This window comes from Photorhabdus cinerea, assembly GCF_011189575.1.
Classification (GTDB): Bacteria; Pseudomonadota; Gammaproteobacteria; order Enterobacterales; family Enterobacteriaceae; genus Photorhabdus; species Photorhabdus cinerea.
Window position 1 is genome coordinate 57,089 of the sequence record NZ_PUJW01000010.1, and the last position, 26,930, is coordinate 84,018.

At 43.5% G+C, this 26,930-nt stretch carries 26 protein-coding genes, 2 pseudogenes and 1 riboswitch; of the genes and pseudogenes, 12 read left to right on the top strand and 16 right to left on the bottom strand.

Annotation, left to right across the window (positions count from 1 at the left end; all coding sequences use genetic code 11):
• Window positions 1-25 precede the first annotated feature (25 nt).
• The gene (locus C5469_RS11210; protein ID WP_166306235.1) at window positions 26-253 is read right to left on the bottom strand and encodes a hypothetical protein; all 228 of its coding nucleotides are present in this window, start codon (window positions 251-253) and stop codon (window positions 26-28) included.
• 369 nt (window positions 254-622) lie between these two features.
• Between C5469_RS11210 and degS the strand changes: the two genes are divergently transcribed.
• Window positions 623-1,681 carry an outer membrane-stress sensor serine endopeptidase DegS gene (gene degS / locus C5469_RS11215; protein WP_166306238.1) on the top strand — a complete coding sequence of 353 codons (1,059 nt, stop codon included), beginning with the start codon at window positions 623-625 and terminating at the stop codon, window positions 1,679-1,681.
• Between the two features lie 254 nt (window positions 1,682-1,935).
• Here degS and ftsP read toward each other — a convergent pair whose 3' ends face one another.
• The 3 genes from ftsP to C5469_RS11230 form a co-directional block, all read right to left on the bottom strand.
• The gene (gene ftsP, locus C5469_RS11220) at window positions 1,936-3,351 is read right to left on the bottom strand and encodes a cell division protein FtsP (protein ID WP_166306241.1); all 1,416 of its coding nucleotides are present in this window, start codon (window positions 3,349-3,351) and stop codon (window positions 1,936-1,938) included.
• 153 nt (window positions 3,352-3,504) lie between these two features.
• Entirely contained in the window at window positions 3,505-3,798 is a 294-nt protein-coding gene (locus C5469_RS11225) for a hypothetical protein (RefSeq protein ID WP_166306244.1), read from the bottom strand.
• Window positions 3,799-4,150: 352 nt separating this feature from the next.
• Window positions 4,151-4,774: a radical SAM protein gene (locus tag C5469_RS11230; RefSeq protein WP_166306538.1), complete on the bottom strand. Its 624-nt coding sequence runs from the start codon at window positions 4,772-4,774 to the stop codon at window positions 4,151-4,153.
• A 370-nt stretch (window positions 4,775-5,144) separates the two neighbouring features.
• Here C5469_RS11230 and C5469_RS11235 point away from each other — a divergent pair.
• Window positions 5,145-5,251 (top strand): annotated as a pseudogene (locus C5469_RS11235) (IS200/IS605 family transposase); the annotation flags it as partial.
• A 36-nt stretch (window positions 5,252-5,287) separates the two neighbouring features.
• On the opposite strand, the gene C5469_RS11240 reads toward C5469_RS11235, so the two are convergent.
• The 6 genes from C5469_RS11240 to nudF form a co-directional block, all read right to left on the bottom strand.
• Window positions 5,288-6,031 (bottom strand): 1-acylglycerol-3-phosphate O-acyltransferase, encoded by a 744-nt coding sequence (locus C5469_RS11240; RefSeq protein WP_166306247.1) that lies wholly within the window; start codon window positions 6,029-6,031, stop codon window positions 5,288-5,290.
• A 158-nt stretch (window positions 6,032-6,189) separates the two neighbouring features.
• A complete protein-coding gene (gene parC, locus C5469_RS11245) occupies window positions 6,190-8,436 on the bottom strand; it encodes a DNA topoisomerase IV subunit A (RefSeq protein ID WP_166306250.1) in 2,247 nt (748 codons plus the stop codon).
• Window positions 8,437-8,478: 42 nt separating this feature from the next.
• Complete coding sequence (parE, locus tag C5469_RS11250) at window positions 8,479-10,374, bottom strand: DNA topoisomerase IV subunit B (protein ID WP_166306253.1); 1,896 nt, start codon at window positions 10,372-10,374, stop codon at window positions 8,479-8,481.
• 72 nt (window positions 10,375-10,446) lie between these two features.
• Complete coding sequence (yqiA, locus tag C5469_RS11255; RefSeq protein ID WP_166306256.1) at window positions 10,447-11,055, bottom strand: esterase YqiA; 609 nt, start codon at window positions 11,053-11,055, stop codon at window positions 10,447-10,449.
• Window positions 11,056-11,186: 131 nt separating this feature from the next.
• A complete protein-coding gene (gene cpdA / locus C5469_RS11260; protein ID WP_166306259.1) occupies window positions 11,187-12,026 on the bottom strand; it encodes a 3',5'-cyclic-AMP phosphodiesterase in 840 nt (279 codons plus the stop codon).
• Window positions 12,027-12,125: 99 nt separating this feature from the next.
• Window positions 12,126-12,767 (bottom strand): ADP-ribose diphosphatase, encoded by a 642-nt coding sequence (gene nudF, locus C5469_RS11265; RefSeq protein WP_166306262.1) that lies wholly within the window; start codon window positions 12,765-12,767, stop codon window positions 12,126-12,128.
• A gap of 217 nt (window positions 12,768-12,984) precedes the next feature.
• On the opposite strand from nudF, the gene tolC reads away from it, so the two are divergent.
• On the top strand, window positions 12,985-14,361 hold the full coding sequence (tolC, locus tag C5469_RS11270; RefSeq protein WP_166306265.1) for an outer membrane channel protein TolC: 1,377 nt from the start codon (window positions 12,985-12,987) through the stop codon (window positions 14,359-14,361).
• 119 nt (window positions 14,362-14,480) lie between these two features.
• Here the strand turns inward: tolC and C5469_RS23595 are convergent, their stop codons facing one another.
• Both C5469_RS23595 and C5469_RS11275 read right to left on the bottom strand, forming a co-directional pair.
• On the bottom strand, window positions 14,481-14,627 hold the full coding sequence (locus C5469_RS23595; protein ID WP_242689440.1) for a hypothetical protein: 147 nt from the start codon (window positions 14,625-14,627) through the stop codon (window positions 14,481-14,483).
• Window positions 14,614-14,880, bottom strand: a complete 267-nt coding sequence (locus C5469_RS11275) for a DUF2628 domain-containing protein (protein WP_242689441.1) — start codon at window positions 14,878-14,880, stop codon at window positions 14,614-14,616. Before C5469_RS11275 ends, C5469_RS23595 begins: the two co-directional genes overlap by 14 nt.
• 431 nt (window positions 14,881-15,311) lie before the next feature.
• Here C5469_RS11275 and C5469_RS11280 point away from each other — a divergent pair, with 431 nt between their 5' ends.
• Window positions 15,312-16,004, top strand: coding sequence for a DUF1190 family protein (locus tag C5469_RS11280; protein WP_166306268.1), 693 nt, complete (start codon window positions 15,312-15,314; stop codon window positions 16,002-16,004).
• 6 nt (window positions 16,005-16,010) lie between these two features.
• Window positions 16,011-17,171 (top strand): glutathionylspermidine synthase family protein, encoded by a 1,161-nt coding sequence (locus tag C5469_RS11285; protein ID WP_166306271.1) that lies wholly within the window; start codon window positions 16,011-16,013, stop codon window positions 17,169-17,171.
• A gap of 426 nt (window positions 17,172-17,597) precedes the next feature.
• Here the strand turns inward: C5469_RS11285 and ygiD are convergent, their stop codons facing one another.
• On the bottom strand, window positions 17,598-18,383 hold the full coding sequence (gene ygiD, locus C5469_RS11290) for a 4,5-DOPA-extradiol-dioxygenase (RefSeq protein WP_166306274.1): 786 nt from the start codon (window positions 18,381-18,383) through the stop codon (window positions 17,598-17,600).
• A gap of 193 nt (window positions 18,384-18,576) precedes the next feature.
• Entirely contained in the window at window positions 18,577-19,230 is a 654-nt protein-coding gene (gene ribB / locus C5469_RS11295) for a 3,4-dihydroxy-2-butanone-4-phosphate synthase (RefSeq protein ID WP_166306277.1), read from the bottom strand.
• Between the two features lie 134 nt (window positions 19,231-19,364).
• Window positions 19,365-19,543, bottom strand: a riboswitch (FMN riboswitch).
• A 136-nt stretch (window positions 19,544-19,679) separates the two neighbouring features.
• On the opposite strand from ribB, the gene ubiK reads away from it, so the two are divergent.
• The 7 genes and pseudogenes from ubiK (at window position 19,680) to C5469_RS11320 (ending at window position 22,424) form a co-directional block, all read left to right on the top strand.
• On the top strand, window positions 19,680-19,967 hold the full coding sequence (gene ubiK / locus C5469_RS11300) for a ubiquinone biosynthesis accessory factor UbiK (protein WP_166306541.1): 288 nt from the start codon (window positions 19,680-19,682) through the stop codon (window positions 19,965-19,967).
• A 506-nt stretch (window positions 19,968-20,473) separates the two neighbouring features.
• Window positions 20,474-20,677, top strand: coding sequence for a phage late control D family protein (locus C5469_RS11305; RefSeq protein WP_242689442.1), 204 nt, complete (start codon window positions 20,474-20,476; stop codon window positions 20,675-20,677).
• Window positions 20,658-21,236, top strand: coding sequence for a hypothetical protein (locus tag C5469_RS11310; protein WP_242689443.1), 579 nt, complete (start codon window positions 20,658-20,660; stop codon window positions 21,234-21,236). The genes C5469_RS11305 and C5469_RS11310 overlap by 20 nt, the downstream gene beginning before the upstream one ends.
• Window positions 21,220-21,357: a hypothetical protein gene (locus tag C5469_RS23600; RefSeq protein ID WP_242689444.1), complete on the top strand. Its 138-nt coding sequence runs from the start codon at window positions 21,220-21,222 to the stop codon at window positions 21,355-21,357. The genes C5469_RS11310 and C5469_RS23600 overlap by 17 nt, the downstream gene beginning before the upstream one ends.
• Before the next feature lie 81 nt (window positions 21,358-21,438).
• Window positions 21,439-21,561, top strand: coding sequence for a hypothetical protein (locus C5469_RS24050; RefSeq protein WP_278249758.1), 123 nt, complete (start codon window positions 21,439-21,441; stop codon window positions 21,559-21,561).
• Window positions 21,537-22,148: pseudogene (locus C5469_RS11315) on the top strand (type VI immunity family protein); the annotation flags it as partial. The gene C5469_RS24050 and the pseudogene C5469_RS11315, both read left to right, overlap by 25 nt.
• A gap of 3 nt (window positions 22,149-22,151) precedes the next feature.
• Window positions 22,152-22,424 (top strand): PAAR domain-containing protein, encoded by a 273-nt coding sequence (locus C5469_RS11320; protein WP_166306280.1) that lies wholly within the window; start codon window positions 22,152-22,154, stop codon window positions 22,422-22,424.
• A 127-nt stretch (window positions 22,425-22,551) separates the two neighbouring features.
• Here the strand turns inward: C5469_RS11320 and hldE are convergent, their stop codons facing one another.
• A complete protein-coding gene (hldE, locus tag C5469_RS11325) occupies window positions 22,552-23,976 on the bottom strand; it encodes a bifunctional D-glycero-beta-D-manno-heptose-7-phosphate kinase/D-glycero-beta-D-manno-heptose 1-phosphate adenylyltransferase HldE (RefSeq protein WP_166306283.1) in 1,425 nt (474 codons plus the stop codon).
• Between the two features lie 95 nt (window positions 23,977-24,071).
• The gene (gene glnE, locus C5469_RS11330) at window positions 24,072-26,915 is read right to left on the bottom strand and encodes a bifunctional [glutamate--ammonia ligase]-adenylyl-L-tyrosine phosphorylase/[glutamate--ammonia-ligase] adenylyltransferase (protein ID WP_166306286.1); all 2,844 of its coding nucleotides are present in this window, start codon (window positions 26,913-26,915) and stop codon (window positions 24,072-24,074) included.
• Between the last annotated feature and the right edge of the window lie 15 nt (window positions 26,916-26,930).

The window sequence follows — 26,930 nt, forward strand, 5'->3', positions numbered from 1 at the left end:
TTCTCTAATACAAATTAACCTATTCTTATTTATCTTTTTTCTTGAGGTACATAAGCATTAACAAAACCAATTTTTCATTTTTATTGATAGCTTTATGAGGAGCAGGATTTAATCTATTACTAAAAGTCATTATTTTAACTTCCGGTTTTAATCGACATAAAGTTTTAACAGTTTTTACCCTCTGCAAAAAATCCTTAATCATTTCGGTTTGACCTTTAATGATTAAAGTTTTTATCAACGATATGCTTGCCATTTTTCCAGATTTTAAAACTACACTGATAGACCATAAACGGCTTTTCTTAGCGGCTATTTATCACATTCAGACATGATTTAAACTGAGCCAGTCGGGATCTACGGGGTAAATAAAAAGCACTAAACCATAAAGGTTAAAGGCCGTAAAAACCGCGTTAAAACCCATATGAATGATAGAAAAATACGATGCAAAGGTATTTAATCACCATGTAAACTACCAGTACAAAGTTTCTCGTTTTATCATTGATGAAAACTCAACAGTGATAATCGAAGCACTAAAAGCCAGTAATCCGAAATACAGTGTAATGCTATATCTGTTAATTTCTATGTTATCCTGCAATGACTCACTAACTCACTCTGAATAATACTCATGATTGCCAAATTGCTACGTTCTGCTTTTTTAGGATTACTTGTAGCTGTAATTTTGCTGCTTACCGTTCCATCACTGCGCCCTACCGGGTTGATATCTGCAATCACCAGCAACAGTAATGACGAAGTTCCATTCAGTTTTAATAAAGGTGTCCGCCGAGCAGCGCCGGCTGTGGTTAACGTCTACAGCAGCAATATGGGGAGTTTTTCTCATCAAGGCCGGGAAAATCATACCCTTGGTTCTGGCGTTATCATGAGTGATAGAGGCTACATTCTTACTAATAAACACGTCATCAATAACGCAGGACAAATTATTGTTGCACTACAAAACGGCCATTTTTATGAAGCCCTGATTGTAGGTTCTGACAGCCTAACAGATCTTGCAGTCTTGAAAATTGATGCCGAAAACCTGCCTGTCATTACCATCAATCCAAATAGAGTGGCCCACGTAGGAGATGTCGTTCTAGCTATTGGTAACCCTTACAATCTGGGGCAAACCATCACCCAAGGGATTATCAGTGCTACCGGCCGCGTTGGATTAAGCCCTACCCGACGCCAAAACTTTCTCCAAACCGATGCTTCTATTAATCAGGGTAACTCTGGCGGCGCATTGATTAATACCCTTGGTGAACTAGTGGGTATCAATACATTATCATTCGATAAAAGTGAAAATGGTGAAACCCCAGAAGGGCTGGGTTTTGCTATTCCCACTGAACTCGCCACCAAGATTATGCAGAAACTTATCCGTGACGGACGGGTTATCCGGGGTTTTATTGGCATAACGTCACAGGAGCTTCCACATATTCGCTCTTCTAACGGCAATATCAATCAGATTCAGGGACTACGGGTATTTCAGGTTACCCTGAATGGACCCGCGCAAAAAGCCGGTATTAAAGTAGGTGATATTATTACCAGTGTAAATAACAAACCGGCTATTTCAGCTGTTGAAACAATGGATCAAGTAGCTGAAATTCGTCCCGGTAGTGTCGTTCCTGTCACTTTACTGCGTAATGGGAAATTGTTATCACTGCGAGTAACTATTGAAGAATATGGTGAATAGTGATTGCTCCCCACCTTATAGAACGTGGGGAATATGTAGCCCTGTCTGATGAAACGTAATGGTATCCGAAAGGTGCTCAATCCTGTTCATCAAGCATATCGGAAACTATGAATGCCATGCATTCTCCCACTTGCTTCCAGTCGTCATGAAGAGAAAATTTTTTGGCCAGTACAGACAGGTGCTAAGCTGTGACAAACTGACGCCCAGTATGAATGGAAAGCGTCAGTTGCCGCGGGAATTTACCGGGCATGATGCTAATTGACGGGCATGGTCACTAACTGCCCAACAGAACCGCGATCGGCCATTTCCAGGATCTGACTGTAATACAAAAACGGGAAGTGCTCATAAGATGGCTGGTTCATATAAACCAGCAACTCCACCCGACCATCAACCCAGACAGTATCTTTCCAGCCATAATCCTGCGGTTGTGGTGTCGCCCCATTGTTGCTAATAACCTTAAACTGTACACCCTCAATATGAAACGGTTGTGGGGAGAATGCATTCACGATCCAGCGCTCCCATGTCCCTTGTTGGCTAGTAATATCTACCCGGTTCATATCCCACAACACACCGTTAATTCCCGGTGTATTATCATCAAGATAAATTTCCCGGTTACGGATTGCGTTGGAAACCTGCATAGAATCATTGACCAAACGGGATGGTAGCTCATCGGTCACCAAAGATAACAAACCTGTCGCTTTAATGGTCAGAACAGTACTAGAAATCAACATAGTGGATGGTTCAAACAACCCAAGCAGCCGGTCAAGTACACCTGCTGATTCGCCGGCTGTAACAGAAACCTCATCCCCTTTGGACATATCAATCAATACTTCCCGCCGCTCGCCCGGTGCAATGGACATTTGTTGAATAGATACGGGTGAAGGTAACAATCCCAAATCAGTACCTATCATATAGAAAGGACGACCATCACTAATTTGTAACTGATATCGGCGAGCATTGGATGCATTCAGTAAACGCAAACGAATCCAACCACGAGATACTTCAATAAAAGGATTCTGTACACCATTAACCAACAAAGTATTACCAATAAATCCACCAGCAGCTGGCCGATATTCAGGAGCACCAAAGTTATCCAGCCGTTTATCCTGGAGAATAACCGGAAAATCATTAACACCATAATGTTTTGGCAGTGGCAAATTACGGCTGGTTTCATCTTCCACCAGCCACATCCCAGCCAGGCCGTTATAAACATGTGGCGCCATCCGGTTAGGCATATTGGCATGATACCAACAAGTTGCCGCCTGCTGACGGATAGGCAACACAGGCGACCAGTCGGCTCCCGGGGAAATCTGACGAGCAACGCCACCAGTCAGAGTACCCGGTAATTGCAATCCACTGACCGTCATCGAAACCGGTTCTGCCAACCGATTACTGTATATCAGTTTCACATCATCATTTTTATGCACCCGTACAGTCGGACCAAGATATTGGCCATTAATCCCCCACACACTGGTTTTATATTGTCCATCAAAAGACCAGTGCGCTTTTTGTAAAGTCAGAAATAGTGGTTGTCCACCACGGGACTCCAATAAAGGAGGAACCGGCAAAGCAGTTTGCTGATTTTTGCTGGCCCGAACCATAAAAGGAGCAGCTCCGATACACATTGCCAAGCCTGATGCCTGAATAAATTGGCGCCGACTAAATGACATATTTTCTCCGCGACAAACATAATTGAATTCCAAGTGTTATGTAGCTCATTTTGCCATCACTCACCATGGAAGCTAATAACTCATTATTGAAGTTATTAAAGTTTATTGTCCTTTTGATTGCGCTTAACAAAAGCATTATTTATCAAACGCTCATCATATCGCGAACACGAAACGAATTCTAAAACTATCTGAATGCATTACACAAATCTGTCCCAGTAAGCAAATCGTTATACCTGCCGGGATTTTTACCCGTCGATGAGCTAACTGGCAATACTTTTCAAAGTTGACGAACCGGATTGAATCTCTGTTGTCGTTTTTATGTTTGAATACCGAGGAGCTTGCTGACAAGGATTCATCGAAACACCATTTCCAAGCGCCATGTAAATCTTTCAGTTTCTGCTGGAGATTATCTGCGTATGCCCCGCCATCTAGGATCTCTTCTTCCATTAGGTTATCCTTCTGTTCAATTCAAAAACAGAGGGGAATTTCTCACCGGTTTCAAGCAGGAGTTTCGTCTCGCCCAACCCATAATTAAAGTAGAGTTCCCAATTAATGAAATCGCCGTCCGCCCCACAAGAGTAATTTATTTACTAAATATAAAATATTATTAATATTTCAAGCCAGCAATGCTGGCTTTCTTTTTAGAATAGATGTAATACTAATTTAAATCAGATTTTTTTGCTTTAACGTTATTTTTGTTGCTTCATTTAAATCATATTTATATAAATCCTCCTTCATCACCCAAGCATAAATTTCAAAATAATCATTAATGATTATTTTGGTATTTTTAGCACGGCAATTAAAAATAAGGAACATCAGGGAAGTCTCTTTTCAGGATTCTCATTTCAGAGAGAAATAAATATTCATCTATTTCCAATTTTTCACGTTTCTCTTTTCCTACACCTAACGGACAAAACTGGTAAAATCGCCAAGACTGTACGTTATAAGGTAATCTATTAACCCAAGAAATGATATCATGGAGTTTACCGATATTTGAGTTGGAAACAACCGTGGTAAGTTTGATATTTATTTTATTATTAACACTAGAAAGCCACTTTAATATATTCTTAACAACATGATGCTGATTACTCATTTTCTCACTGCGAATATCGATATTAACTTCTTTATCTACACCATCAATAGGGATACCAACCCAATCAAGAATATCATTTAGTTGTGCATGATCCATGGAAAAACGATGGCCAACAGTAGAAAGATAAGTGAGAAAACCTTTCCTTTTCGCATATTTTATTAACTCGATATAATCTTTTCTGCTGGTTGGTTCTCCTCCGGTAAATCCCATTTTCCTGAATCCTATCTGATACATTTTATCTATCACAGATAAAATTTCGATAGTTGTGTTATCTAGAATCCCTGGATTCCTAAAACAGAGATCACAACCAAGATTACAATGTGACGTTATTCGAAAATCTAATAGTAATTATTCAGGCTTGTAAATAGGTCCATCCTTTTTCATGAAAAATACCAATAAGACATTAACCAATTAGTACCATAATTTATATGGTCATTATGTGTGATAAATCAAATTTCTGGCGGTAATAAACCCGAGAACAAGAAGTTGAAATTAAAAGATTGCGATTATTGGAAATGATAGATTTCAACAGACAACAGCCGATACAGAGATGACAAGGCTTCCACTTACTTATTGCTCTTTAATGCTGCGTTTGACTTCCATAGGCTCCAGTCGGAATTTGTAGGCTTTCCGGATGGATAAGCATATTAATTCAGTGCGTCGTATTCCCGCACTATTACAGACCACATGGTGATTTTCAATGCAGAAATATAATATCAACCTCCCAGACATGCCGCCTTTCTTCTGCATGTTCACCTTGTTTTTATGACGAAATATTCCCCTCCCGCCTTATGTCGGCGGGAGTACCCTTTCGAAGGAAAAGATGGCAAACCAAATAACCTATTATGGGTACTTATTCTGTTCCTTCATTATCTCTAATTCCTTATCCAGCTCTTCTATTTTAGCCTTCATCACCTGATGGCAATACTCTGCTAATTCACGCACTTGCTCTTTGGTATATCCAGAGGTATCAATTGGTGGCAGCATTTCAACAATGACAGTACCATTATTCCAGCGATTCAGCTTAATATTGCCATTAGCAATGGAAGAGACACAGACAGGGACAACAGGAACTCCCGCAGAGATAGCAGCATGGAAAGCACCAGTTTTAAATGGCAGTAAACCCCGGCCACGGCTGCGTGTTCCTTCCGGGAACATCCAGACAGAAATACGGCGTTTTTGAATCTGTTCCACCACTTGGGTAATAGTACTGTGCGCTTTAGCACGATTAGCACGATCAATCAGAATATTACCTGTCAGCCAATATAGCTGACCAAAAAAGGGGATCAGCACCAGGCTTTTTTTACCCACCGTCACGGTGCTCGGTTGGACCGCATTAGACATGGTTATCATGTCATAGTTGTTTTGGTGGTTGCCAATATAGATACTCGGCCCATAATTCCTGGCTTCGGCAGGAATACGCTCAATTATTTTGATGCCAAATACTTTCGACAATCGACCAAACATATGACCAAATACCATGACATGGTGCGGATGACGCGGCCTGAATAAACAGTAAATACCACCCGATACACACACCAAAATCGAAAACAAAATAACAATAATGCCACGAATAATCGCTAACATAGCCGCCTCTTGTTTAACGAGCCTCACCCAGCCCGTTAAGGTTTTATTTAATCCAAATTTAGAGCCCATCCCAATCAAGCTATTTTATTTGCCATTCTTTAGTCATAAAGGGCAATAATCAAACTGCCTGTAACAATAACGCCTATTGGGATAAAACGTTAAGCAGAAGGTGGTGTATCAACCTGAACTCGCTCAATACGTTGCAACCCACGAGGTAGGGATGTTCCCTTACGACCACGTTCTGCACGAAATTTCTGAAGATCTTCAGAGCGCAATATCAGTTTACGTTTACCAAAGTAAAGTGTAATAGACGATTGTGGTGGTAATATAAACAACCAGCTCAACAACTCATCTCCTGAAGCCGCCTGAACAGAAATTATTTTATTCCCTTTCCCTTTCGAAAGCTGGGGTAGATCTGCAACCGGGAACATTAACATGCGGCCTGCGCTGGTAATTGCCAGCAGCATATCATCCTGCTGGTTATTTATTTCCAGCGGCGCCATAACGTTGGCATTTTCTGGCAATGTAATCAGTGCCTTACCTGCCCGGTTTTTAGCAACCAAATCACTAAAAGTACAGATAAAACCGTAACCGGCATCAGATGCCATCAGAAACTTCTGCTCATCAGGTGCCATTAATACATGTTCTACCGTTGCTCCTGCCGGCAGAGTCAGTTTCCCCGTGAGTGGCTCTCCCTGACCTCTGGCAGAAGGTAGATCCCGTGGATCAAGAGAATAACTACGGCCTGTCGTATCAATAAAGACAACCGGCTGATTGCTTTTACCACGAGCTGCGCCACGGAAGCTGTCTCCTGCTTTGTAATTCAGCCCAGCTGGATCGATATCATGGCCTTTCGCACTGCGCACCCAGCCCATTTCTGACAGTACAATTGTCACTGGCTCAGAAGGCGTGATGTCATGCTCACTCATCGCCTTGGCTTCATCACGTTCTCTCATTGGAGAACGACGCTCATCACCGTAAGTTGCCGCATCAGCAATGATCTCTTTCTTCAGCAATGTGTTTAACTTACGTTCAGAACCCAAAATTGCCTGTAATTTATCACGCTCTTTTGCCAGTTCGTTCTGCTCGCCGCGGATTTTCATCTCTTCCAGTTTAGCTAAGTGACGCAATTTCAGTTCAAGAATAGCTTCTGTCTGAGTCTCACTTAAACCAAAACGCGCCATTAACACCGGTTTTGGCTCATCCTCATTACGGATAATATTAATGACTTCATCAATATTGAGGAATGCGATCAATAAGCCTTCCAGCACATGTAAACGCTTAAGAACTTTTGCCAAACGATGATTCAAGCGCTTACGAACGGTTTCCCGGCGGAATACCAACCATTCGGACAGGATCTCGACTAAACCTTTCACTGTCGGACGGTTATTCAATCCGATCATATTCAGGTTGACGCGATAACTCTTTTCTAGATCTGTTGTAGCAAACAGATGGTTCATTACCTGTTCCAAATCAACCCGGTTTGTACGAGGGACAATGACCAGACGAGTTGGGTTTTCATGATCAGATTCATCACGTAAATCATCAACCATTGGCAACTTTTTAGCGCGCATCTGGCTGGCGATCTGTTCCAATATTTTAGCCCCAGAAACCTGATGCGGTAGCGCAGTGATGACCACATTGCCATCCTCTTTTGACCAAACAGCACGCATCCGTACCGAACCACGGCCATTTTTATAAATCTTGCGAATATCTTCGTGGGAAGTGATGATCTCTGCTTCAGTAGGATAATCAGGACCTTTGACATGTTCCATCAACTCATCAAGGGTACTTTGTGGTTTATCCAACAGCGTTACTAGTGCATCAGCCACTTCACGGGCGTTATGAGGCGGAATATCTGTTGCCATACCCACCGCGATACCAGTCGTACCATTGAGCAGAATGTTTGGCAGACGCGCCGGCAGCATTTTCGGTTCCTGCAACGTACCATCAAAGTTTGGTACCCAGTCAACGGTGCCGTGGCCTAACTCAGTCAGCAGCAATTCTGCATATTTGGACAAACGAGACTCGGTATAACGCATCGCTGCAAAAGATTTAGGATCATCCGGCGCCCCCCAGTTCCCTTGTCCATCCACCAGTGGATAACGGTAAGAGAATGGCTGCGCCATCAGCACCATAGCTTCATAACAGGCACCGTCACCATGCGGATGGTATTTACCCAGCACATCCCCCACAGTACGAGCGGACTTCTTAAATTTGGCGGTATTGTTCAGCCCCAGCTCTGACATGGCATAAACAATACGTCGCTGAACCGGTTTCAAACCGTCACCGATAAAAGGCAGCGCCCTGTCCATGATGACGTACATGGAGTAATTTAGGTAGGCGGTTTCAGTAAATGAGCGAAGCGGCAAACGCTCCACACCATCATGAGTTATCTCACTCATTCATCATTTCCTCAGAATCTTTTTTGACTATCCCTGTCGGAATTACACTTCAATTTCCACAGTATCACCCTTCTCTTGCAGCCAATTACGGCGATCTTCTGAACGCTTCTTCGCCAGAAGCATGTCCATCATAGAGACGGTTTCCTGGTAGTTTTCATCATCAATAGTCAACTGCACCAGACGACGGGTATTTGGGTCTAATGTCGTTTCACGCAATTGTAGTGGGTTCATCTCCCCCAATCCTTTAAAACGCTGCACGTTAGGTTTACCCCGTTTGCGGCTCAGGCGATCCAGCACCGCACTCTTTTCTTCTTCATCCAGTGCGTAATACACTTCTTTGCCCAGATCGATACGATATAAAGGTGGCATCGCCATATAAACATGGCCATTTTTAACCAATGTTGGAAAGTGACGAACAAACAGCGCACACAGCAGTGTTGCAATATGCAAACCATCTGAGTCTGCATCCGCCAGAATACAGATTTTACCATAACGTAACTGGCTGAGATCGCTACTATCCGGGTCGATGCCAATAGCGACTGAGATATCATGGACTTCCTGTGATGCCAATACTTCATCAGAAGAGACTTCCCAGGTATTTAGGATTTTCCCTTTCAGTGGCATGATAGCTTGATATTCACGATCGCGAGCCTGTTTTGCAGAACCACCCGCAGAATCCCCTTCCACCAGAAACAGTTCAGTGAAATTCAGATCCTGTGATGTACAATCAGCCAATTTTCCTGGCAATGCAGGGCCGCTGGTTAGTTTTTTACGCACAACCTTTTTCGCTGCGCGCATTCTGCGCTGTGCACTGGCGATTGCCAATTCAGCCAATTGTTCTGCTTCCTGAACATTCTGGTTTAACCACAAACTGAAAGCATCTTTGACAACACCAGAAACAAAGGCCGCAGATTGGCGAGAAGATAGACGTTCTTTAGTCTGACCAGCGAATTGCGGGTCCTGCATTTTTACAGACAGAACATAAGCACAACGGTCCCAAATATCATCAGCGGAAAGTTTCACTCCGCGCGGCAGGATATTGCGGAATTCACAAAATTCACGCATGGCATCCAGTAACCCCTGGCGCAACCCATTTACATGGGTACCACCCTGCATAGTCGGGATCAGGTTGACATAACTTTCAGTCAGCAGTTCTCCCCCTTCCGGCAACCAGAGCAGCGCCCAGTCAACCGCTTCAGTTTCACCACTGAAAGTACCGACAAAAGGGGCTACCGGTAATGTTATCAGGCCATTAACAGCAGCCATCAGGTAGTCAGTCAGACCATCGGCATAACACCATTTTTGTTCGGTATCGTTGATTTTGTCCTTAAAAACAATTTCTACTCCCGGACACAAAACCGCTTTTGCTTTCAACAAATGGGTCAGACGGGAAGCAGAGAAACGTGGGCTGTCAAAGAAACTTTCATCAGGCCAAAAGTGAACACTGGTACCCGTGTTACGTTTACCACAACTGCCGATCACCGCCAATTCCTGCACTTTATCGCCATTCTCAAACGCTATCTGATAAACCTGACTACTACGGCGGACGTTGACTTCAATCCGTTTGGACAAAGCGTTAACAACAGAGATCCCCACACCGTGAAGACCACCGGAAAACTGATAGTTTTTATTGGAAAATTTACCACCGGCATGTAAGCGGCTCAGGATCAGTTCAACTGCTGAAACCCCTTCTTCCGGATGAATATCAACCGGCATACCACGGCCATCATCAATGACCTCCAGTGACTGATCGCTGTGAAGGATCACCTCAATATGTTTAGCGTGCCCAGCCAAAGCTTCATCCACGCTGTTATCGATCACTTCCTGAGCCAAATGGTTCGGACGGGTTGTATCAGTGTACATTCCCGGACGACGGCGAACCGGCTCCAGGCCACTGAGGACTTCAATGGCATCTGCGTTGTAACTAGATTGAGTCATGTTGTAATTCTGTTGGTTGCTTCGTGATTAAAGGGCTAATCAGTTTTGTATACTGTTGATAATACCAGTCGTTTAAACATTTTTGGCAAGTTTTTTCTCGCCATCACTGGAAAACCCAAGAAAATTGATAATTTGCGGGAAATAGTGTTCAAACCCGATAAAGGCGTGATTACCACCAGATTCAATAGTTTGCTTGCATAATACGAGATAGGCAACGGCCTGACGGTAATCCAACACCTCATCCCCAGTTTGCTGCAATAACCAGATAAGATCCGGTGATTCCAGCGGTTCAATATGCATAACTTTGAGGTCATGTATATGGCACGGTTCCAAAGTATACCGTTGTTTAGTATAGGGGTTAATATTTTCCCCAAGATAATTCCACAATAGCTCAAACGGGCGAACGGCTGGATTGACAACAACAGCTGGTAAGCTGAAACATTGTGAAAGCCATATTGCCAGGTAACCACCGAGGGAAGAACCCACAATACCCAAATCATCCCCGGCATGTTCCATCACCAGATTTTCCAGCAATTCAGCCGCGTCTTCAGGATAAGGAGGCAACTGAGGCACCAGCATTTCGATTTCGGGATGATGACGATGCAGCCACTCTTTCAAGGCGTTTGCTTTTACCGATTGTGGAGAACTATTAAAACCATGCAGATAAAGTAATATTGACATCAGGCAGTGCCCCTCGATTGTGCGTGAACGCCGCAGGTCACTATGCTCCTGTGCAACAAGACGCAAACCGTGAAGCTTGGCAGACCAAATAAGCAGAGAGTAACACAGCAGCATGAGGAGACAAACACAACCTAATACCCGTCCGACTCTAAATCAGGACAAAATTCATTGCTCTCCAGTCTGTAGACCTGAGTTGTCAAACCAAATTCGCCTTTATCGTTAACAGATAGCTCAAGATAACGCCATCCCGGAGCAACAGTATCAAGCATAAAATTAGTACAGTGTGGCTTGAACTGCACGCATGTTGATGGTGTTGCCATCATGCGAATACTATTCCAATCAATATCAAGCTCCTGATGTATATGCCCACACAGCATTGCCTTAACCCGCGAATACCCTCGCAAATATTGCGCCAGAATATGTGAGTTACGCAAACTATGCTGATCCAACCAAGTACAACCTGATGGCAATGGATGATGATGAAGCAGGATCACAGTATAACGTTCAGGATACTCATCCAGACACTTTTTCATCCACTCAAGCTGATATTCCGACAACTCTCCGTGAGGAACTCCCTGCACTTGACTGTCAAGCATGAGAAGCTGCCAGTATTTACCGGCCAAAATCTGTTTTGATGGAGAGATGCCCGCAGCCGCCAATGCATCCACCATAGCGGGTTGATAATCATGATTACCTGGTAACCAGACACAAGGTGCCGGCAAACGGGCAATACCATCAGCAAAATGCTGATAGGCTTTCAGCGTCTGATCCTGAGCCAAATCACCCGTAGCAACGATCAAATCAATATCAGTATCTTGTGCGAGAATGGCATCCAGTACCGAGTGATAGCTACGATAAGTATTAATACCCAACAAAGTATCTTCTTTGCCAGCAAAAAGATGCGTATCTGTTATTTGCAATATTTTGGCTGTGGTTCCCTCTACCACAGGCAATTCAAACAGGCTTTCCAAATGGTTTCCTTGTCCTATAAGTCATTGGCGAACATCATAACTCGTTTTAACACAAGAGATCTGCTGACTGGAACACACTTCCCTTTTTTAGGTTAAAAATTAGGAATTATCTGAATTCCACTCTCTTTTTAACTTTTCATGGTGCAATGCCAGCCATTGTATTGCAATAACTGAAGCGGCATTATCAATAATTCCCGCTTCCATCCACTGATAAGCCTGTTCACGGCTGACCACATGCACCCGGATATCTTCATGTTCCCCCGATAATCCATGAATACCGGTAGCCGTCGTCGCATCCACTTCACCGACCATCACAGAAATACGTTCAGTTGTTCCACCTGGGCTGGAGAGATAACTCAATACAGGTTTACAGCGTTTGACTTCAATTCCTGCCTCTTCTATCGCTTCACGACGCACCACATGCTCGACATCTTCACCGTTTTCAATCATACCGGCAACAATTTCCAACAGCCATGGTGTTGCTTTAGTCTCTATTGCCGGAATTCGTATCTGTTCTATCAGTACAACCTCATCACGGAGTGGATCATAAGGTAACAGAGCACCAGCATGCCCACGTTCAAAAACTTCGCGGCTGACCTCTTCACTCCAGCCGCCAGCAAACAGACGATGACGGAAGCGGTAATTGGTTAATTTAAAGAACCCTTTGTACAAGCTTTTTTTCGCTATAATTTCCACATCCTGTTTATTCAGCATAACTGGCATAGATGGTTTTTTATTCATGAAATTCTCCTGATATACTTCCTTATTTGCTAGCCACTAAATGATATTAATCAAGCAGAGTTAAAAAATTCACCTTTTGGTGGTGTAAAGTTAAGCTAAATTAAGGCAATATGGCACAAATGGCTACCTTCGACTGATAGCATACTCTGCTAGAATCAGTGATATTTCGTTTTTCATCAAGGCAACAAGCAAAATAGCTGCACAACAAGGAATGCAAATGAAGAAACTGCTCTCCCTTTTAATCGCTATGAGCCTAGCGGGATTTAGCTCAGTCAGTCAGGCTGAAGATCTTTTGCAGGTTTATAAGCAAGCAAAAGAAAGTAACCCTGAGCTACGTAAATCAATGGCTGAACGTAATGCAGCTTTTGAAAAAATTAATGAATCCCGTAGTCCATTATTACCTCAACTGGGATTAAATACGGGATATACCTATAACAGCGGTTACCGCGATAAACGTGACACAGAAAGCAATACATTGAGTGCGACACTTAAGTTGACTCAAACCATTTTTGATATGTCTAAATGGCGCCAGTTGAACTTACAAGAAAAAACGGCGGGTATTGCTGATGTTACCTACCAAAGCAGTGAACAAAAACTGATTCTGGATAGTGCAACAGCTTACTTCAAGGTACTACGTACTATTGATTCCCTCTCTTATATTGAAGCTCAGAAAGCGGCAATTTACCGTCAGTTGGATCAAACCACTCAACGTTTTAATGTCGGTCTGGTCGCCATTACTGATGTCCAAAACGCCCGTGCTAACTACGATAGAGTATTGGCTGATGAAGTTGTCGGTCGTAATGAGTTGGACAATGCATTGGAGGCACTGCGTCAAGTAACTGGTACTTATTACCCTCAGTTAGCCTCGCTGAATATTGATCGTTTCAAAACACAAAAACCAGAAGCGGTGGATATTCTGCTAAAGGAGGCAGAAAAACGTAACCTCAGCCTGCTATCAGCTCGTTTAGGCCAAGATCTGGCTCGTGAGAAAATCAAAGTGGAGCAATCCGGTCATATGCCAACCATTGAGCTAGGCGCCTCTACCGGCGTTTCAAACAGCCAATTTCATGGCGCAAACAGAGCAAAAAATGACTATAGCGGCGAAAACAGCGTTGGTCTGACACTCAGCCTACCAATTTACAGCGGTGGAGCAACCAGTTCCCGCGTTGAGCAGGCACAATACGGTTTTGTCAGCGCCAGCGAACAACTAGAAAACATCTATCGTAATGTTGTACAGGTTGTCCGTTCCTCTTTTAACAACATATCTGCCTCTATCAGTAGTATCAACGCCTTCAAGCAAGTCGTTGTTTCTGCACAAAGCTCACTGGATGCAATGGAAGCAGGTTATCAGGTCGGTACTCGTACTATTGTTGATGTGTTGGATGCAACGACAAAATTATATGATGCCAAGCAAAAGCTATCCAATGCTCGCTATGATTATCTGATTAATCAACTGAATATTCAGCATGCCCTTGGTACGCTAAATGAGAATGACTTAGCAGCCCTGAATAATACGTTGGGTAAACAGATCTCAACCTCAGCCAACAATATTGTTCAAGAAACGGTAGCACCAGTAACATCTGGCCGTAACTGATTCAGTCATTCATCTTTAATAATAAACGGCCCGCCATCAAGCGGGCTGTTTTTTCTCAACAACGACAATTTTCTCTGAAAGAAAATCCGATATTTATCTCAATACAAATCCTATATAAATCAGAAAAAACCTTCGAATGGATTCCAGCTCTGGCTATTCACTATTTCTTTCAGATAATAGGCATAGTTAGCAGTCATGCTCCATATTGCCGCGAAAGCACAATTAACCCCTGTGCTAACAGCAAAAGAGAGTTCAATACATAACACTTTCAATGCTCCCCAATATCATCATCACGACAACAGCAATTCCAAGTAAAGCCAGATTTTTCCGCCATAAACCTAAAACAAAAAAGTAAATGAAACCAAAAAAGAAGGCGATAAAATTCATATTTAACAGAATACGACGCATAGGTGATTCTGCTTTCATGGCAGCTTTATGCTCAGGAGACTTAGGAGCACCATGCTGTTCAAAGAATGCAAAACGCGTCTGCCATTTTTCTGAATATTGATTTTTATCCATACTACTTCATTCCTTAATTAAAATAGAAAATACAACACAAACATTACAATAATATTTTATTATTAATTTAAAATTATATTCTAGTAATTACCTGCTGGAGTTATCACAGAGGATACTACAATTAGTAGATTCATTTACATAATAATCTTACTCGTCCAATTACCCTTAATTTACCAGAAATTATACCGATAAGATTAATACCACAAAATATCAATGACAGCACTGAATTTCAAAATTAGCCTATCTATTTCACTATATTAATAGCCAAATTAAACGAAATACCCAATAATCAATATCCAGGCCCCCCCTTTATCAGGCAAAAAATAAGGCTATCAATCGAAGGTTTATGCTTTAATTTTGTTCATCTTTCCCCTATCCTTAAGACTATTTCATTAAAGAATCACAGACACCTAAAATCTGGATATACGACTATGACAATAAAGCGAACCAAAAACATTAACCACGGCGCATTCCGTAAAGCCTGGCGCAGTTATCGCCTGGCTCCTGTGGCAATAGCTGTCAGTGCAGTTTTCATGTTATCTGCCTGTGAACAGAGTGATGAAACCGTCTCTCTTTACATGAATGCAGATGATTGTTCCCAAGCAAACCCATCACAAAGTGAGCAATGTACCCTGACTTACAATAATGCTTTGAAGGAGGCAGAAAAAACAGCACCTAAATATGCGACCAAAGAAGACTGTATTGCTGAATTTGGTGAAGCACAATGTACTCAAGCTCCAGCACAAGCGGGTCCCGGCACAACCACCAATGGTGAAGCACAGGCTCAGCCGCAACAGAGTGGCAGCTTCTGGATGCCTTTGATGGCAGGTTACATGATGGGACGTCTGATGGGCGGCGGTGCAGCAGCACCATCACAACCACTGTTTAGCTCCAAATCCGCAGCCAGCCCGGCAAACGGTAAATTTGTTGATGCGACAGGAAAAAGCTATGGCCCTGCAACCGCAGGAGGTCGCACCATGACAGTTCCTAAAACCGCGATGGCACCAAAACCAGCCACAACGACAACCATCACTCGTGGCGGCTTCGGTGATTCTGTTGCCAAACAGTCAACAATGCAACGTAGTTCCTCTTCTAGTTCTACTTCCCGTTCAATGGGAGGCTAATCACGGATGAAACGCATTGCTATTACCGAGCGCCCGGATTGGCGCGAAAAGGCGGCAGAATATGGCTTTAATTTTCACACCATGTATGACGAACCATATTGGTGTGAAGATGCTTATTACCAATTTTCTCTCTCCCAAATTGAAGAAATCGAGAATGCCACTGCCGAACTGCATCAGATGTGTTTGCAGGTGGTAGAAAAAGTCGTCGATAGTGAAGAATTACTGGCTAAGTTTCAGATCCCAAAACATTGCTGGGATTTTGTCCGCAGCTCCTGGATTACCAGCCAACCGTCACTCTATTCCCGATTAGATTTAGCTTACGACGGCAAAAGCCCAGCAAAGCTGCTGGAAAATAATGCGGATACACCCACTTCGTTGTATGAGTCCGCCTTTTTCCAATGGATCTGGTTGGAAGATCAGATGAATGCCGAGCTGCTACCAGCGAACGCCGATCAATTCAACAGTATGCAAGAACAATTAATTGAGCGCTTTGCTCAATTACGTGATGAACATGGTTTTGGCTTACTGCATATGACCTGTTGTCAAGATACGGAAGAAGATCGCGGTACCATTCAGTATCTACAGGATTGTGCACTGGAAGCGGGTGTACCGACTGAATTCCTGTTTATTGAAGATATCGGTCTGGGCGAGAAAGGCCAGTTTACTGATCTGAAAGACCAAGTGATCAGCAATCTATTCAAACTCTATCCTTGGGAATTGATGTTCCGTGAGATTTTCGCCACCAAACTGGAAGATGCTGGCGTCCGCTGGCTGGAACCGGCCTGGAAGAGCATTATCTCCAACAAAGCATTATTGCCAATGTTGTGGAAGATGTTCCCTAATCATCCAAACCTACTGCCCGCTTATTTTGCTGATGATAACTATCCTGCAATGGACAGCTATGTTATTAAACCGCTGTTTTCACGGGAAGGAGCTAATATCCGTATCATTGAAAATGGTAAAGAAATTGCCAGTGTTGATGGCCCTTACGGTAAAGAAGGGATGATCGTACAGCAATTCCATACACTACCAAAATTCGGTGACAGTTATACGCTAATTGGTAGCTGGCTGATAAACGATCAGCCTTGTGGTATTGGTTTGCGTGAAGACCGTGAATTGATAACGCAAGATTTATCCCGCTTCTACCCGCATATTATTCTGGATTAATACCCAGCCGGGAGGAATTAAGGAAGATAGTAAAACACCGAAAATTCCTCCCTTAAACATCCAATTCATAAGAAGAAAAAGGTTTAATTATATTCAGATAATAAGGGAGATTTTTCTTATATGGGAAAGCATTATTAGGATATTTATCCGATTTAGGGAAAACCCAAGGTCTTAGCTCTCTATTTCTCCCGTAATACGCACATCTGCCAACTTACGTCAACTCTCATCCCCATGCTAAGAACTGACTCAAAATCAAAAATATATTACGGGTTCTGGTACAAAGCATAAATTATTAATAATGAAATTCTGGATTCAGTCATGGTTGTAGCCCTTTCCGCAGACAACATGGCGATAACCTCGCCACAGAAAATCCGAACTAAAGGGCAAAAAGCCTTCACCGAATACAGTAACCAAAAAAGTGATTATTCAACCAACCTGCACAGACAACATACTCAGCGAACCGGATTCGATGCCATCGATGGGAATGGAAACCGCCTCTTTTCTATCCCATGCTCCCATAACATACAGCAATGGTAAAAAATGTTCAGGAGATGGATTGGATAACAGGCCGTCTTCTCTGTCCAATGCATGAATCAAAGGATAAGGCTGTTCATAGCTGGTAAGGTTATCACACACATAGTGGTTAAATGCTTCTGCCCAAGGATACGGTTCCGCATTATGCTCTTGCCGCTTCATAGCATGAAGATTGTGCACAACATTACCACTACCCAGAATCAAAACTCCTTCATCTCGCAAAGCAGCCAACTTTTTTCCTAATTCATAGTGATATGTCGCAGGTTTAGCATCATCTATACTGAGTTGAACTACAGGAATATTTGCCTGAGGATACATCTTAATCAGAATGCCCCAAGTCCCGTGATCCAATCCCCATTGATGACGATCTGCATAAACTTCCACAGGTTCCAGCATTTCCTGTACTAAAGCGGCCAATTCTGGTGATCCCTTAGCCGGGTACTGAGTTTCATGCAGTTCTTGTGGAAAACCACGAAAATCATGGATAGTCTTCGGCTGAGTCATGGCAGTTACAGCTGTGCCATTGGTATACCAATGCGCAGAAATCGCCAAAATAGCTCTAGGTACTGGCAGTCTTTCGCCAAGTTCACGCCACACATTGGTATAGCGATTTTCTTCCAGTACATTCATTGGACTGCCATGACCAACAAACAGTGCCGGCATTCTGGAAATATTCATAACGACCTCTCAAACAAATATAGGTAATTTTAATACTTGCAGACAGGTTACGCTTTTAAGATGGGTAAAACAGCGTGCCAAAAGTGATGAAGTTATTCAAAAAAACTGAAAACCACAGCTTAGATAAACTGTGGTTCTGAAAAATATACGCGGTTATAACTGATATTTCATCTGGTTATCGAACAATCATACTTCAGCAAGCTTTCTGATCCATTGATTGACGATAAGCGACCAAATCTTCAATAGTTACCACTGGCATATTATGCAGTTTCGCAAATTGCACCACTTCAGGGGTACGAGCCATTGAACCATCATCATTAGTCAATTCACACAACACACCTACTGGTTTGAAACCGGCTAAGCTGACTAAATCAACTGTCGCTTCAGTATGCCCCTGACGAGCTAAAACACCGCCCGGCTGAGCGCACAGCGGGAAAACATGCCCTGGACGATTCAAATCACTGGGTTTCGCATTATCTGCAATCGCTGCACGAACAGTCGTGATACGGTCAGCCGCAGACACCCCCGTTGTCACCCCTTGGGCCGCCTCAATGGTTACAGTGAAAGCAGTCTGGAACGGGCTGGAGTTATTTTCCACCATCATTGGCAATTGCAATTGCTGACGGCGTTCTTCTGTCAGGCACAAACAAACAATCCCACTACCATGACGAATAGTGAGTGCCATTTGCTCTATCGTCATGGTCTCGGCCGCAAAAATAATGTCACCTTCATTTTCACGATCTTCATTATCCAGCACCATCACACCCCGGCCATCACGTAAAGCGTCAATAGCGCATTCAATACGTTCTAATGATGTGCCGTATTCAGAAAGTAGCGTCTGATTCATGGTAAAAAACCTCATTAATATTTTATGGATTACCAGAATCAGGGCAGTCTTGAGGAGTTCTCGCCATGGACACACCATAACATGATGAAATGCCATAGCCGAAACAACAGACGAGCACAAAGCCCGACAGATGCCGTTATTCTCTCCCATCCGGACTATAACCGTCGGCTCCAGAATTGCACTGGATCTGCTGACCTCCGCCTTATCATAAAAAGATAACTACAAACGGAGCGCTCGCGGGCTTCACCATGGCCCCCAAAAGATAGCCTAGTGTTACCGCCGGTGGGGACTTTCACCCCGCCCTGAGATAAGCCAACGAACTATAACGCTAATATTTACCGGGAGCAATCAACAAAATCAGATGTGAAACCTCACTCACAATGGCTTGTGGTTTTGCCATCTGGTATTACACTATTCAGAAATTATCTATGTCATCAAAAGGACGTATCATGCTTGATCCCAAAAAAATTGAACAAATTGCCCGCCAGATCCAAGATTCCCTACCAAAAGGAGTAAAAGAGTTTGGGGGCGATATAGAGAAAAAATTGCGGATGATTTTGCAATCTCAGCTTGGCAAACTTGATTTAGTTAGCCGTGAAGAATTTGATATTCAAACTCAGGTTCTATTGCGTACTCGTGAAAAATTAACTGCAATGGAACAACGTTTAAGTGAACTTGAAGCGAAACTGGAAGATAAAAATGCACTATCCGCTGATAACGCGGAAAAAAAAGAGTAGCGTACATAATAAATATTTATAATTTAAGGTAAACTCACCACTTATATTAGACTCGCCTCTTGTGTAATTACCATTCCATTAAAAGGTGACTGTTAAAGCGGTCACCGAATTTAAATAGAAATGCTCACCAAGTATATCGCCAGTTCAAATACTCCTGATTAATATTTTAAGGTCTTAATATCCCTGAGAAGGTTTACGGCAATAAAATAATTATCTCTATTTCTGCCCATTGATAGCTATCAATTAGAAATTTTATGTGATTAACTTCACACTTTTATCGCATTCATATTATCAATATCATAATTTTGTTGTCCTAAAAATAAGAAGGGAAAAATCTTCACTATTAATCTCGATTTTACCGAATAGAGGTTGTTTATATTCCCTTAAATGCCAGGAATTATTTCCCATTTTCATTTTTCACCGTAAGAACAAGCTGGAAATATCTTTATATTCAGAGCCAATAAGATAAAACACCAGTTTAATAACACGAAAAAGAGTTTAACAATATGGATGGATTAGTCTTCACCTGCCAGATTGGCGAATTATCCCAAACCACTTTTCAGGTATCGAAGTTTGAATTACACGAAGAGCTGTCACAGCTTTATTGCCTGACGTTAACTGTAGTGAGTTCGCATAATGATATCCCATTGAATGAACAATTGGGGACTGCCGCATCGTTGACCATTACCCGTGATGCGTATCACCGATAACCGTACTGAAGAGCAGAAACAGTACGATGAAGCGTGGCGAAAAAACTATCAACCCGGTTCACAACACTATAAGAATCCGATACCACTGGCCCCTTTGCCACCCGGTTCTTCTCCCGATGATGAAGTTTTACCCGTCCCTCCCAAAGAGGGTATACCAGGGACAATCCCACAACCTCTGACTAAAAATCTCCCGCTTGTCAGTACCTCTCCCTGGTCTTTCTTACCCAGCTATGAAGACTGGGTTGTCCTCGGGCAGGAAGTAGCTAGCCTGACAGAACAAGGTCTGGATTATATCCGCAACAGTACCCGTGAACTCCTTGCTCAGTTTGGAGCATGGTTCAGTGAAGCTAGTAAGTGGGCATGTAACGAGATTATTGACCCGATAACCCATCAAGCCAGCTACGTTTTTTCCTGGGTCAGTGAACAAACAGGGAAAATCGTGACCTGGACTGAGAATGAGATAAAAGCCCAGTGGCAGACCGTGCAACAGGGCATGGATATCACTCTGGAAGAACTAAAAAAATATCAGCTGGATGCAAATATTGAAAAAAGTCGGTGAAGAAATGCTGGAAGTGGTTTTGATTATTGCCGACGTTGCCGTTGTTATCCTCGTCACCGTTGCCGTCGCTGCCGCGCTGATTGCACTTGGTGGAAATTTTGACCGCTGCGGCGGCAGTTAGCACCGCGGCGTTAGCTGCCATTCTAACAATATTGGCGAGTGTGACATTCACTACCGCTTCATAATGATTTAAGGAGAGAATATGGAGACTTTTGATTACTTTTCTCGGTTGAAATCGCAACTGACCGCATTTACCTTCCTCAATGGCGATGGGTTGACTATTTCCCGTCTGGGTCTCTCGATTACCACGACTATTTTCCCTTAGAGTACCAGCTAGCCCTGCGTTATCCTGCTCTGCAAGTAAACTCAGCAGTGCACACAGCTAAATTACAGTATGGTCATTCCATCCGGGGGATGAACTGGATCACCCTGCTGTCCAAACGCTTTGTAGGACGACTAGGTGGAGAATCCTGGATACGTAAAACGCTGGCTCGCTACACAGATGTGGTGATTAGTTCTTACTCCAATGGCCTGATGATACGGGCGGGTCAATACCCAGATCTGACACCGCTACCGGGCAGCGTCCCGGAGAGTTATTTTGCCATTAATCAACTGATACGCCCGATACGAGTGATCCCTCGTGAAGGTCATTCTCTCCATTTTTACGGTGCCGACCATTTTGATGATATTTCCACTCTGGCCTGGTATGCCCGTTATGACCGTGAACCTCTGCATGTCACCCCACTCCGGGCTGGTAATCCAGCACTGGTCAGCGGATTCTGGCAGGCAGACGGCACGACAGGGAAGCAATATTTCTTTGCTCAGGGAGCCATTGCTTTTGATATTGAAGGCGCAAAGTCAGGGACAACGATGTGGAATCTGATACGGGAAGCGGAAAATATAATGGAGTAAACGATGAGAAGTGTAGTAGAAGGAAAGAAAATTATACTTAAAGGTGATATCACCACAACCGGAGGAAAAGTTTTAAATGGCTCCGGTTTGGTAAACCAACAACAATCAGTTGCCTGTAAAGGCGACCCGATGTTTTGCCCTGCTTGCCAACAAACAGGCGCTATTGCAGAAGGCTCCAATTTATTCAATATACAAGGAATACCTGTTGCACTGGAAGGGCACCTTGTTAATTGTGGTTACCCAACCGGAGCCTGCCGATTAAAGGCGCGAGCATAAATATTAAATGCCAAAGCCCTTAATTGAATACTCACAAAACTATGCCGCTGGAGTATTCTATTTTTCACTCCAATCGGCATACTCTTACCAGTACCTTATTTCTCAGCAAATTCTATTAAAGAATCATTCACTGCTTTTTAATCGCTTTAATGATATTGGTCGTTGAAATACCGTCCTCAAAGTTCAACACTTTGACTTCACCACCAGCCGCCCAAACCTCTTCACTACCAGCAATCTCTTCAGGTTTATAATCACCGCCTTTAACCAATACATCTGGCAAAACACCAACAATCAAACGGCGCGGCGTATCTTCTTCAAACGGAACGACCCAATCCACGGCTCCCAACGCAGATAACACTATCATACGTTGTTCCAGTGGATTGACAGGACGACTTTCCCCTTTCAAGCGTTTAGTTGATGCATCACTGTTAACGGCAACAATTAGCCGATCACCCAACTTACGGGCATTTTCCAGATAAGAGACATGACCTGCGTGCAAAATGTCAAAACAACCATTGGTCATCACGATTCTTTCTCCGCGCTGACGAGCATCAGCAACCGCCTGTTTAAGCTGAAATTCAGTCATAACACCGAAACCGGTTTCAGCACGGCCACGGACAGCATTCTCCAATTCAATTGGCGAAACCGTTGAAGTTCCCAGTTTGCCAACCACAACGCCCGCAGCCGCATTCGCCAGGAAACAAGCCTCATTCAGTGGTCTTCCCGCTGCAATCGCAGTTGCCAGCACACCAATAACCGTATCGCCAGCACCAGTAACATCAAACACTTCTTGCGCCTGAGTCGGCAAATGCAACGGTGGTTGATCAACGCTCAGCAAACTCATTCCTTGCTCAGAACGTGTGATCAGTAATGCCTGAAGATCCAGATCCTTAACCAGTTTAGTGCCCTTCTCAACCAGTTCATCGTCATCTTTGCAGTAACCCACTACGGCTTCAAATTCGGACAAATTTGGCGTTAGCAACGTTGCTCCACGATAGCGTTCAAAATCATTACCCTTTGGATCAATTAACACCGGAACTTTGGCAGCGTTTGCCAGTTTGATCATGCTCTGAACTTGACTCAACGCACCTTTAGCATAGTCAGACAGAACCACCGCTCCAATATGGGGTAACGCCTGTTCAATACGTTCAAGCATCGGCTGCGCATCGACGTTACCGAAACTTTCTTCGAAATCCAGACGGATTAATTGCTGATTACGGGAAAGTACCCTCAGCTTAGTAATTGTCGGATGTGTTGGCACAGCAACAAAATCACAGCACACCTTAACACTGCTCAATTTTTCATTCAGTGCACGCGCTGCGTCGTCAATCCCAGTCAACCCTACCAGATGTGAATTCGCCCCAAGAGCAGCAATATTCATAGCAACGTTGGCCGCCCCTCCCGGACGTTCCTCAATGGTATTTACTTTTACTACAGGCACTGGCGCTTCCGGTGAAATCCGGCTGGTTGGCCCATACCAATAGCGGTCTAACATTACATCACCGACAACCAAAACGCCGGCACGATGAAAATCCGGGAGTGTTACTTTCATCTCTTGCTCCAAATATCAGATATTAACTGGTGCCAAATATTACCATAAGCCCAGAAAATGCCAGTAAAATCCGCACACAAAACCGGTATCACCCGTTATTGCTCACCCAACCACTGTTGCCAGCTATAACGTACTTGTTCCTGTTGCCGGTTGAAACAATCAACTGATATCTGGCTGGAAAGCTCCTGCAACGCCAGATGATGCAATTCATCACGCATGGAAACATAAGCCTGAGTCAATAAGGCTGCTTCATCCTCATCCATAATTCCATCAGCTGCCATCAATTCGAAAATTCGAACATTATCTGACCAACACGTCAATCGTTCATTCTCAGATGCGTAGCGTAGTACCAGATACTGAGCAATAAATTCAATATCCGTGATCCCGCCCGGATCAGCTTTAATATCAAATCGATCTGAATGGCCACTGCCTAAATGCTTATGCATCTTCTCTCGCATTTCCCTGACCTGCTGACGTAACAAAGCCGGTTCTCGTCGCGTACATAACGTCTGGTGACGTATTCGTTCAAAATCCTGATGCAATCTTTCATCACCAAATACCATACGAGCGCGTACTAATGCCTGATGTTCCCAAGTCCATGCTTCATTTTGTTGATAATCAGCAAACGCTTCGATGGTACTGACCAACATTCCTGACTCTCCAGAAGGCCGCAAACGGACATCCACATCATACAAAACACCGGAAGAAGTTCGAGCACTAAACAGGTGCATGATTCGTTGAGCAAAACGCAAATAAAATTGCCGGGCATCAATTGACCGATCGCCATCGGTCATCACATCCATCGGGCAATCAAGTAGGAAAACTAAATCAAGATCAGAACTGTAACCCAGTTCCCAACCACCGAGTTTGCCATAACCAATCACAGCAAACCCTAACCCTTTACGCTGGCTCAGATGTGATGGAACACCATAGCGCTTTACCATTTGGCTCCATGCCTGTTGAACCACGGCTTCAATAATCGCCTCTGCCAAATAAGTCAAATGATCACTCACTTTCATCACTGGCAGCACATCAGTGATATCTTCCGCAGCAATCCTCAGCAATTGCGCCTGTTTAAACTGACGGAGAGCCTCTAACTGTTGTTCTTCATCATCTTCGGGTATTCGCAACAAATATTGCCGCAGCTCATCTCTATAAGCATTCAGTGGCAACGGTTTATACAGAAATTGTGGATCAAGTAATTCATCCAGTAACAATGGATGGCAGGAAAGCTGAGTAGCAATCATCGGTGAAGCTGCACACAGCCGGATAACATGTGTCAATACGGCTTCCGATTGCAGCATTAATTCCAGATAAGTTGTACGGCTGACAATACTGAGTAACAGAGGAATAATCCGATCCAGTACCGTATTGGCATCTTGCCGTAAACAAATTTTTGCCAACAAACGCGGCATTAGATGATCAAGTACGTCGCGCCCGCGAGGGCCAATGGTTCTTTTACCCACATCATGACGGTATATAGAAATGATGTGTAATATCTGCTGTGCAACCAATTCATCCAAATGCGGAGCAAGAACGACTAATTCTTCTTTTTCAAGATGCTCCAGCCACAGACTCTTAAATGGCACATGACAGGGTTCTTCTTCACCATTATCACTATCATCACCAATTAATTGCGTAAAAATAACCCGAACGGCTCCCATCTTGCTGTTTAATTCAATAATCAAATCGTCCCAGCTTTCAAATTTCATACCCCATGCCAGTCGTGAACGATTCAGTTCATCTTCTGGCAGAGTCTGTGTTTGCTGATCATTGATTGACTGTAAAAGATTTTCCAACCGCCGTAAAAAGAGGTAACTCCCAGTGAGTTGTTTAATCTGTAATGGCTGTAAAAGCTCCAGCTTTTCGATTACTTGCAGAGTAGGTAACAGCGCCTGAGATTGCAGGCACAATTCACGACCACCACGAATAAGTTGAAATACCTGAGCGATAAATTCAATTTCACGAATGCCGCCCGCACCCAGTTTGATATTCTCTTTCAAACCACGGCGACGAACTTCTCGTTCAATCATCCCTTTCATATTTCTCAGGGATTGAATCACACTGAAATCGATATAACGGCGAAAAATAAATGGCCTCAGCATCCGGCGTAGTTCTTCACAATATGATTCACTGCCGGCCCTCATAATGCGCGCTTTAACCATTGCATAACGTTCCCAGTCACGCCCCTGCTCTTGATAGTAATCCTCCAGCGCAGCGAAACTGAATACCAGCGGACCACTGTCACCAAATGGACGCAAACGCATATCAACCCGATATACAAAACCATCTACGGTTTGCTGATCGAGTACTTTGATAAGACGCTGTCCCAAGCGGGTAAAAAACTGAGAATTATCCATTTCACGGCAGCCACCTCGGGTCATACCGTTTTCAGGATAGACAAAAATCAGATCAATATCGGAAGAGAAATTCAGCTCACCCCCTCCGAGTTTTCCCATACCGAGAATTAACAGTGGTTGTGGTTCACCTTGCTGATTACAAGGCATTCCCCAATCCTGACAACAACGCTGATACAACCAGTCACGGGCAGCAACAATCAGCGTTTCAGCCAATACACTAAGCTGTTGCAAAGTACCCTGAGTGGTACTGCCATGCAACGCTTGTAACCAAGCAATTCTGACCAACATTTTGTTACGGAACTGACGTAAAACCCGCATCAAGGTATTTTCATCTTCTGCTGATGAAAGTAACCGTAGCAGCCATTCAGCATATTGCTGCCACTCCTGAGCATCAGGCGGATTTTGGCGGATTTCAACTAACCATTCAGGGTGAATCTGCAAGTTTTCAGCAACAAAATCACTCAGTGATAACACTACCTGCTCATGCGGAGCAAAAGGTTCAATAGATAAAGCCAATTCCTGGAAATGCTCAGTCACACTCTGTAATTGAGCCAGAAGCGGGGTTGAAAGTGGCAACATAGAGAATTCCTGTTA

What these genes read in the sequence shown, in the direction of transcription:
- C5469_RS11210 (WP_166306235.1), bottom strand. Translation starts at nt 253, where the DNA reads ATGGCAAGCATATCGTTGATAAAAACTTTAATCATTAAAGGTCAAACC.
- degS (WP_166306238.1), top strand. Translation starts at nt 623, where the DNA reads ATGATTGCCAAATTGCTACGTTCTGCTTTTTTAGGATTACTTGTAGCT.
- ftsP (WP_166306241.1), bottom strand. Translation starts at nt 3,351, where the DNA reads ATGTCATTTAGTCGGCGCCAATTTATTCAGGCATCAGGCTTGGCAATG.
- C5469_RS11225 (WP_166306244.1), bottom strand. Translation starts at nt 3,798, where the DNA reads ATGGAAGAAGAGATCCTAGATGGCGGGGCATACGCAGATAATCTCCAG.
- C5469_RS11240 (WP_166306247.1), bottom strand. Translation starts at nt 6,031, where the DNA reads ATGTTAGCGATTATTCGTGGCATTATTGTTATTTTGTTTTCGATTTTG.
- parC (WP_166306250.1), bottom strand. Translation starts at nt 8,436, where the DNA reads ATGAGTGAGATAACTCATGATGGTGTGGAGCGTTTGCCGCTTCGCTCA.
- parE (WP_166306253.1), bottom strand. Translation starts at nt 10,374, where the DNA reads ATGACTCAATCTAGTTACAACGCAGATGCCATTGAAGTCCTCAGTGGC.
- yqiA (WP_166306256.1), bottom strand. Translation starts at nt 11,055, where the DNA reads ATGTCAATATTACTTTATCTGCATGGTTTTAATAGTTCTCCACAATCG.
- nudF (WP_166306262.1), bottom strand. Translation starts at nt 12,767, where the DNA reads ATGAATAAAAAACCATCTATGCCAGTTATGCTGAATAAACAGGATGTG.
- tolC (WP_166306265.1), top strand. Translation starts at nt 12,985, where the DNA reads ATGAAGAAACTGCTCTCCCTTTTAATCGCTATGAGCCTAGCGGGATTT.
- C5469_RS11275 (WP_242689441.1), bottom strand. Translation starts at nt 14,880, where the DNA reads ATGGATAAAAATCAATATTCAGAAAAATGGCAGACGCGTTTTGCATTC.
- C5469_RS11280 (WP_166306268.1), top strand. Translation starts at nt 15,312, where the DNA reads ATGACAATAAAGCGAACCAAAAACATTAACCACGGCGCATTCCGTAAA.
- C5469_RS11285 (WP_166306271.1), top strand. Translation starts at nt 16,011, where the DNA reads ATGAAACGCATTGCTATTACCGAGCGCCCGGATTGGCGCGAAAAGGCG.
- ygiD (WP_166306274.1), bottom strand. Translation starts at nt 18,383, where the DNA reads ATGAATATTTCCAGAATGCCGGCACTGTTTGTTGGTCATGGCAGTCCA.
- ribB (WP_166306277.1), bottom strand. Translation starts at nt 19,230, where the DNA reads ATGAATCAGACGCTACTTTCTGAATACGGCACATCATTAGAACGTATT.
- ubiK (WP_166306541.1), top strand. Translation starts at nt 19,680, where the DNA reads ATGCTTGATCCCAAAAAAATTGAACAAATTGCCCGCCAGATCCAAGAT.
- C5469_RS11305 (WP_242689442.1), top strand. Translation starts at nt 20,474, where the DNA reads ATGGATGGATTAGTCTTCACCTGCCAGATTGGCGAATTATCCCAAACC.
- C5469_RS24050 (WP_278249758.1), top strand. Translation starts at nt 21,439, where the DNA reads ATGGAGACTTTTGATTACTTTTCTCGGTTGAAATCGCAACTGACCGCA.
- C5469_RS11320 (WP_166306280.1), top strand. Translation starts at nt 22,152, where the DNA reads ATGAGAAGTGTAGTAGAAGGAAAGAAAATTATACTTAAAGGTGATATC.
- hldE (WP_166306283.1), bottom strand. Translation starts at nt 23,976, where the DNA reads ATGAAAGTAACACTCCCGGATTTTCATCGTGCCGGCGTTTTGGTTGTC.
- glnE (WP_166306286.1), bottom strand. Translation starts at nt 26,915, where the DNA reads ATGTTGCCACTTTCAACCCCGCTTCTGGCTCAATTACAGAGTGTGACT.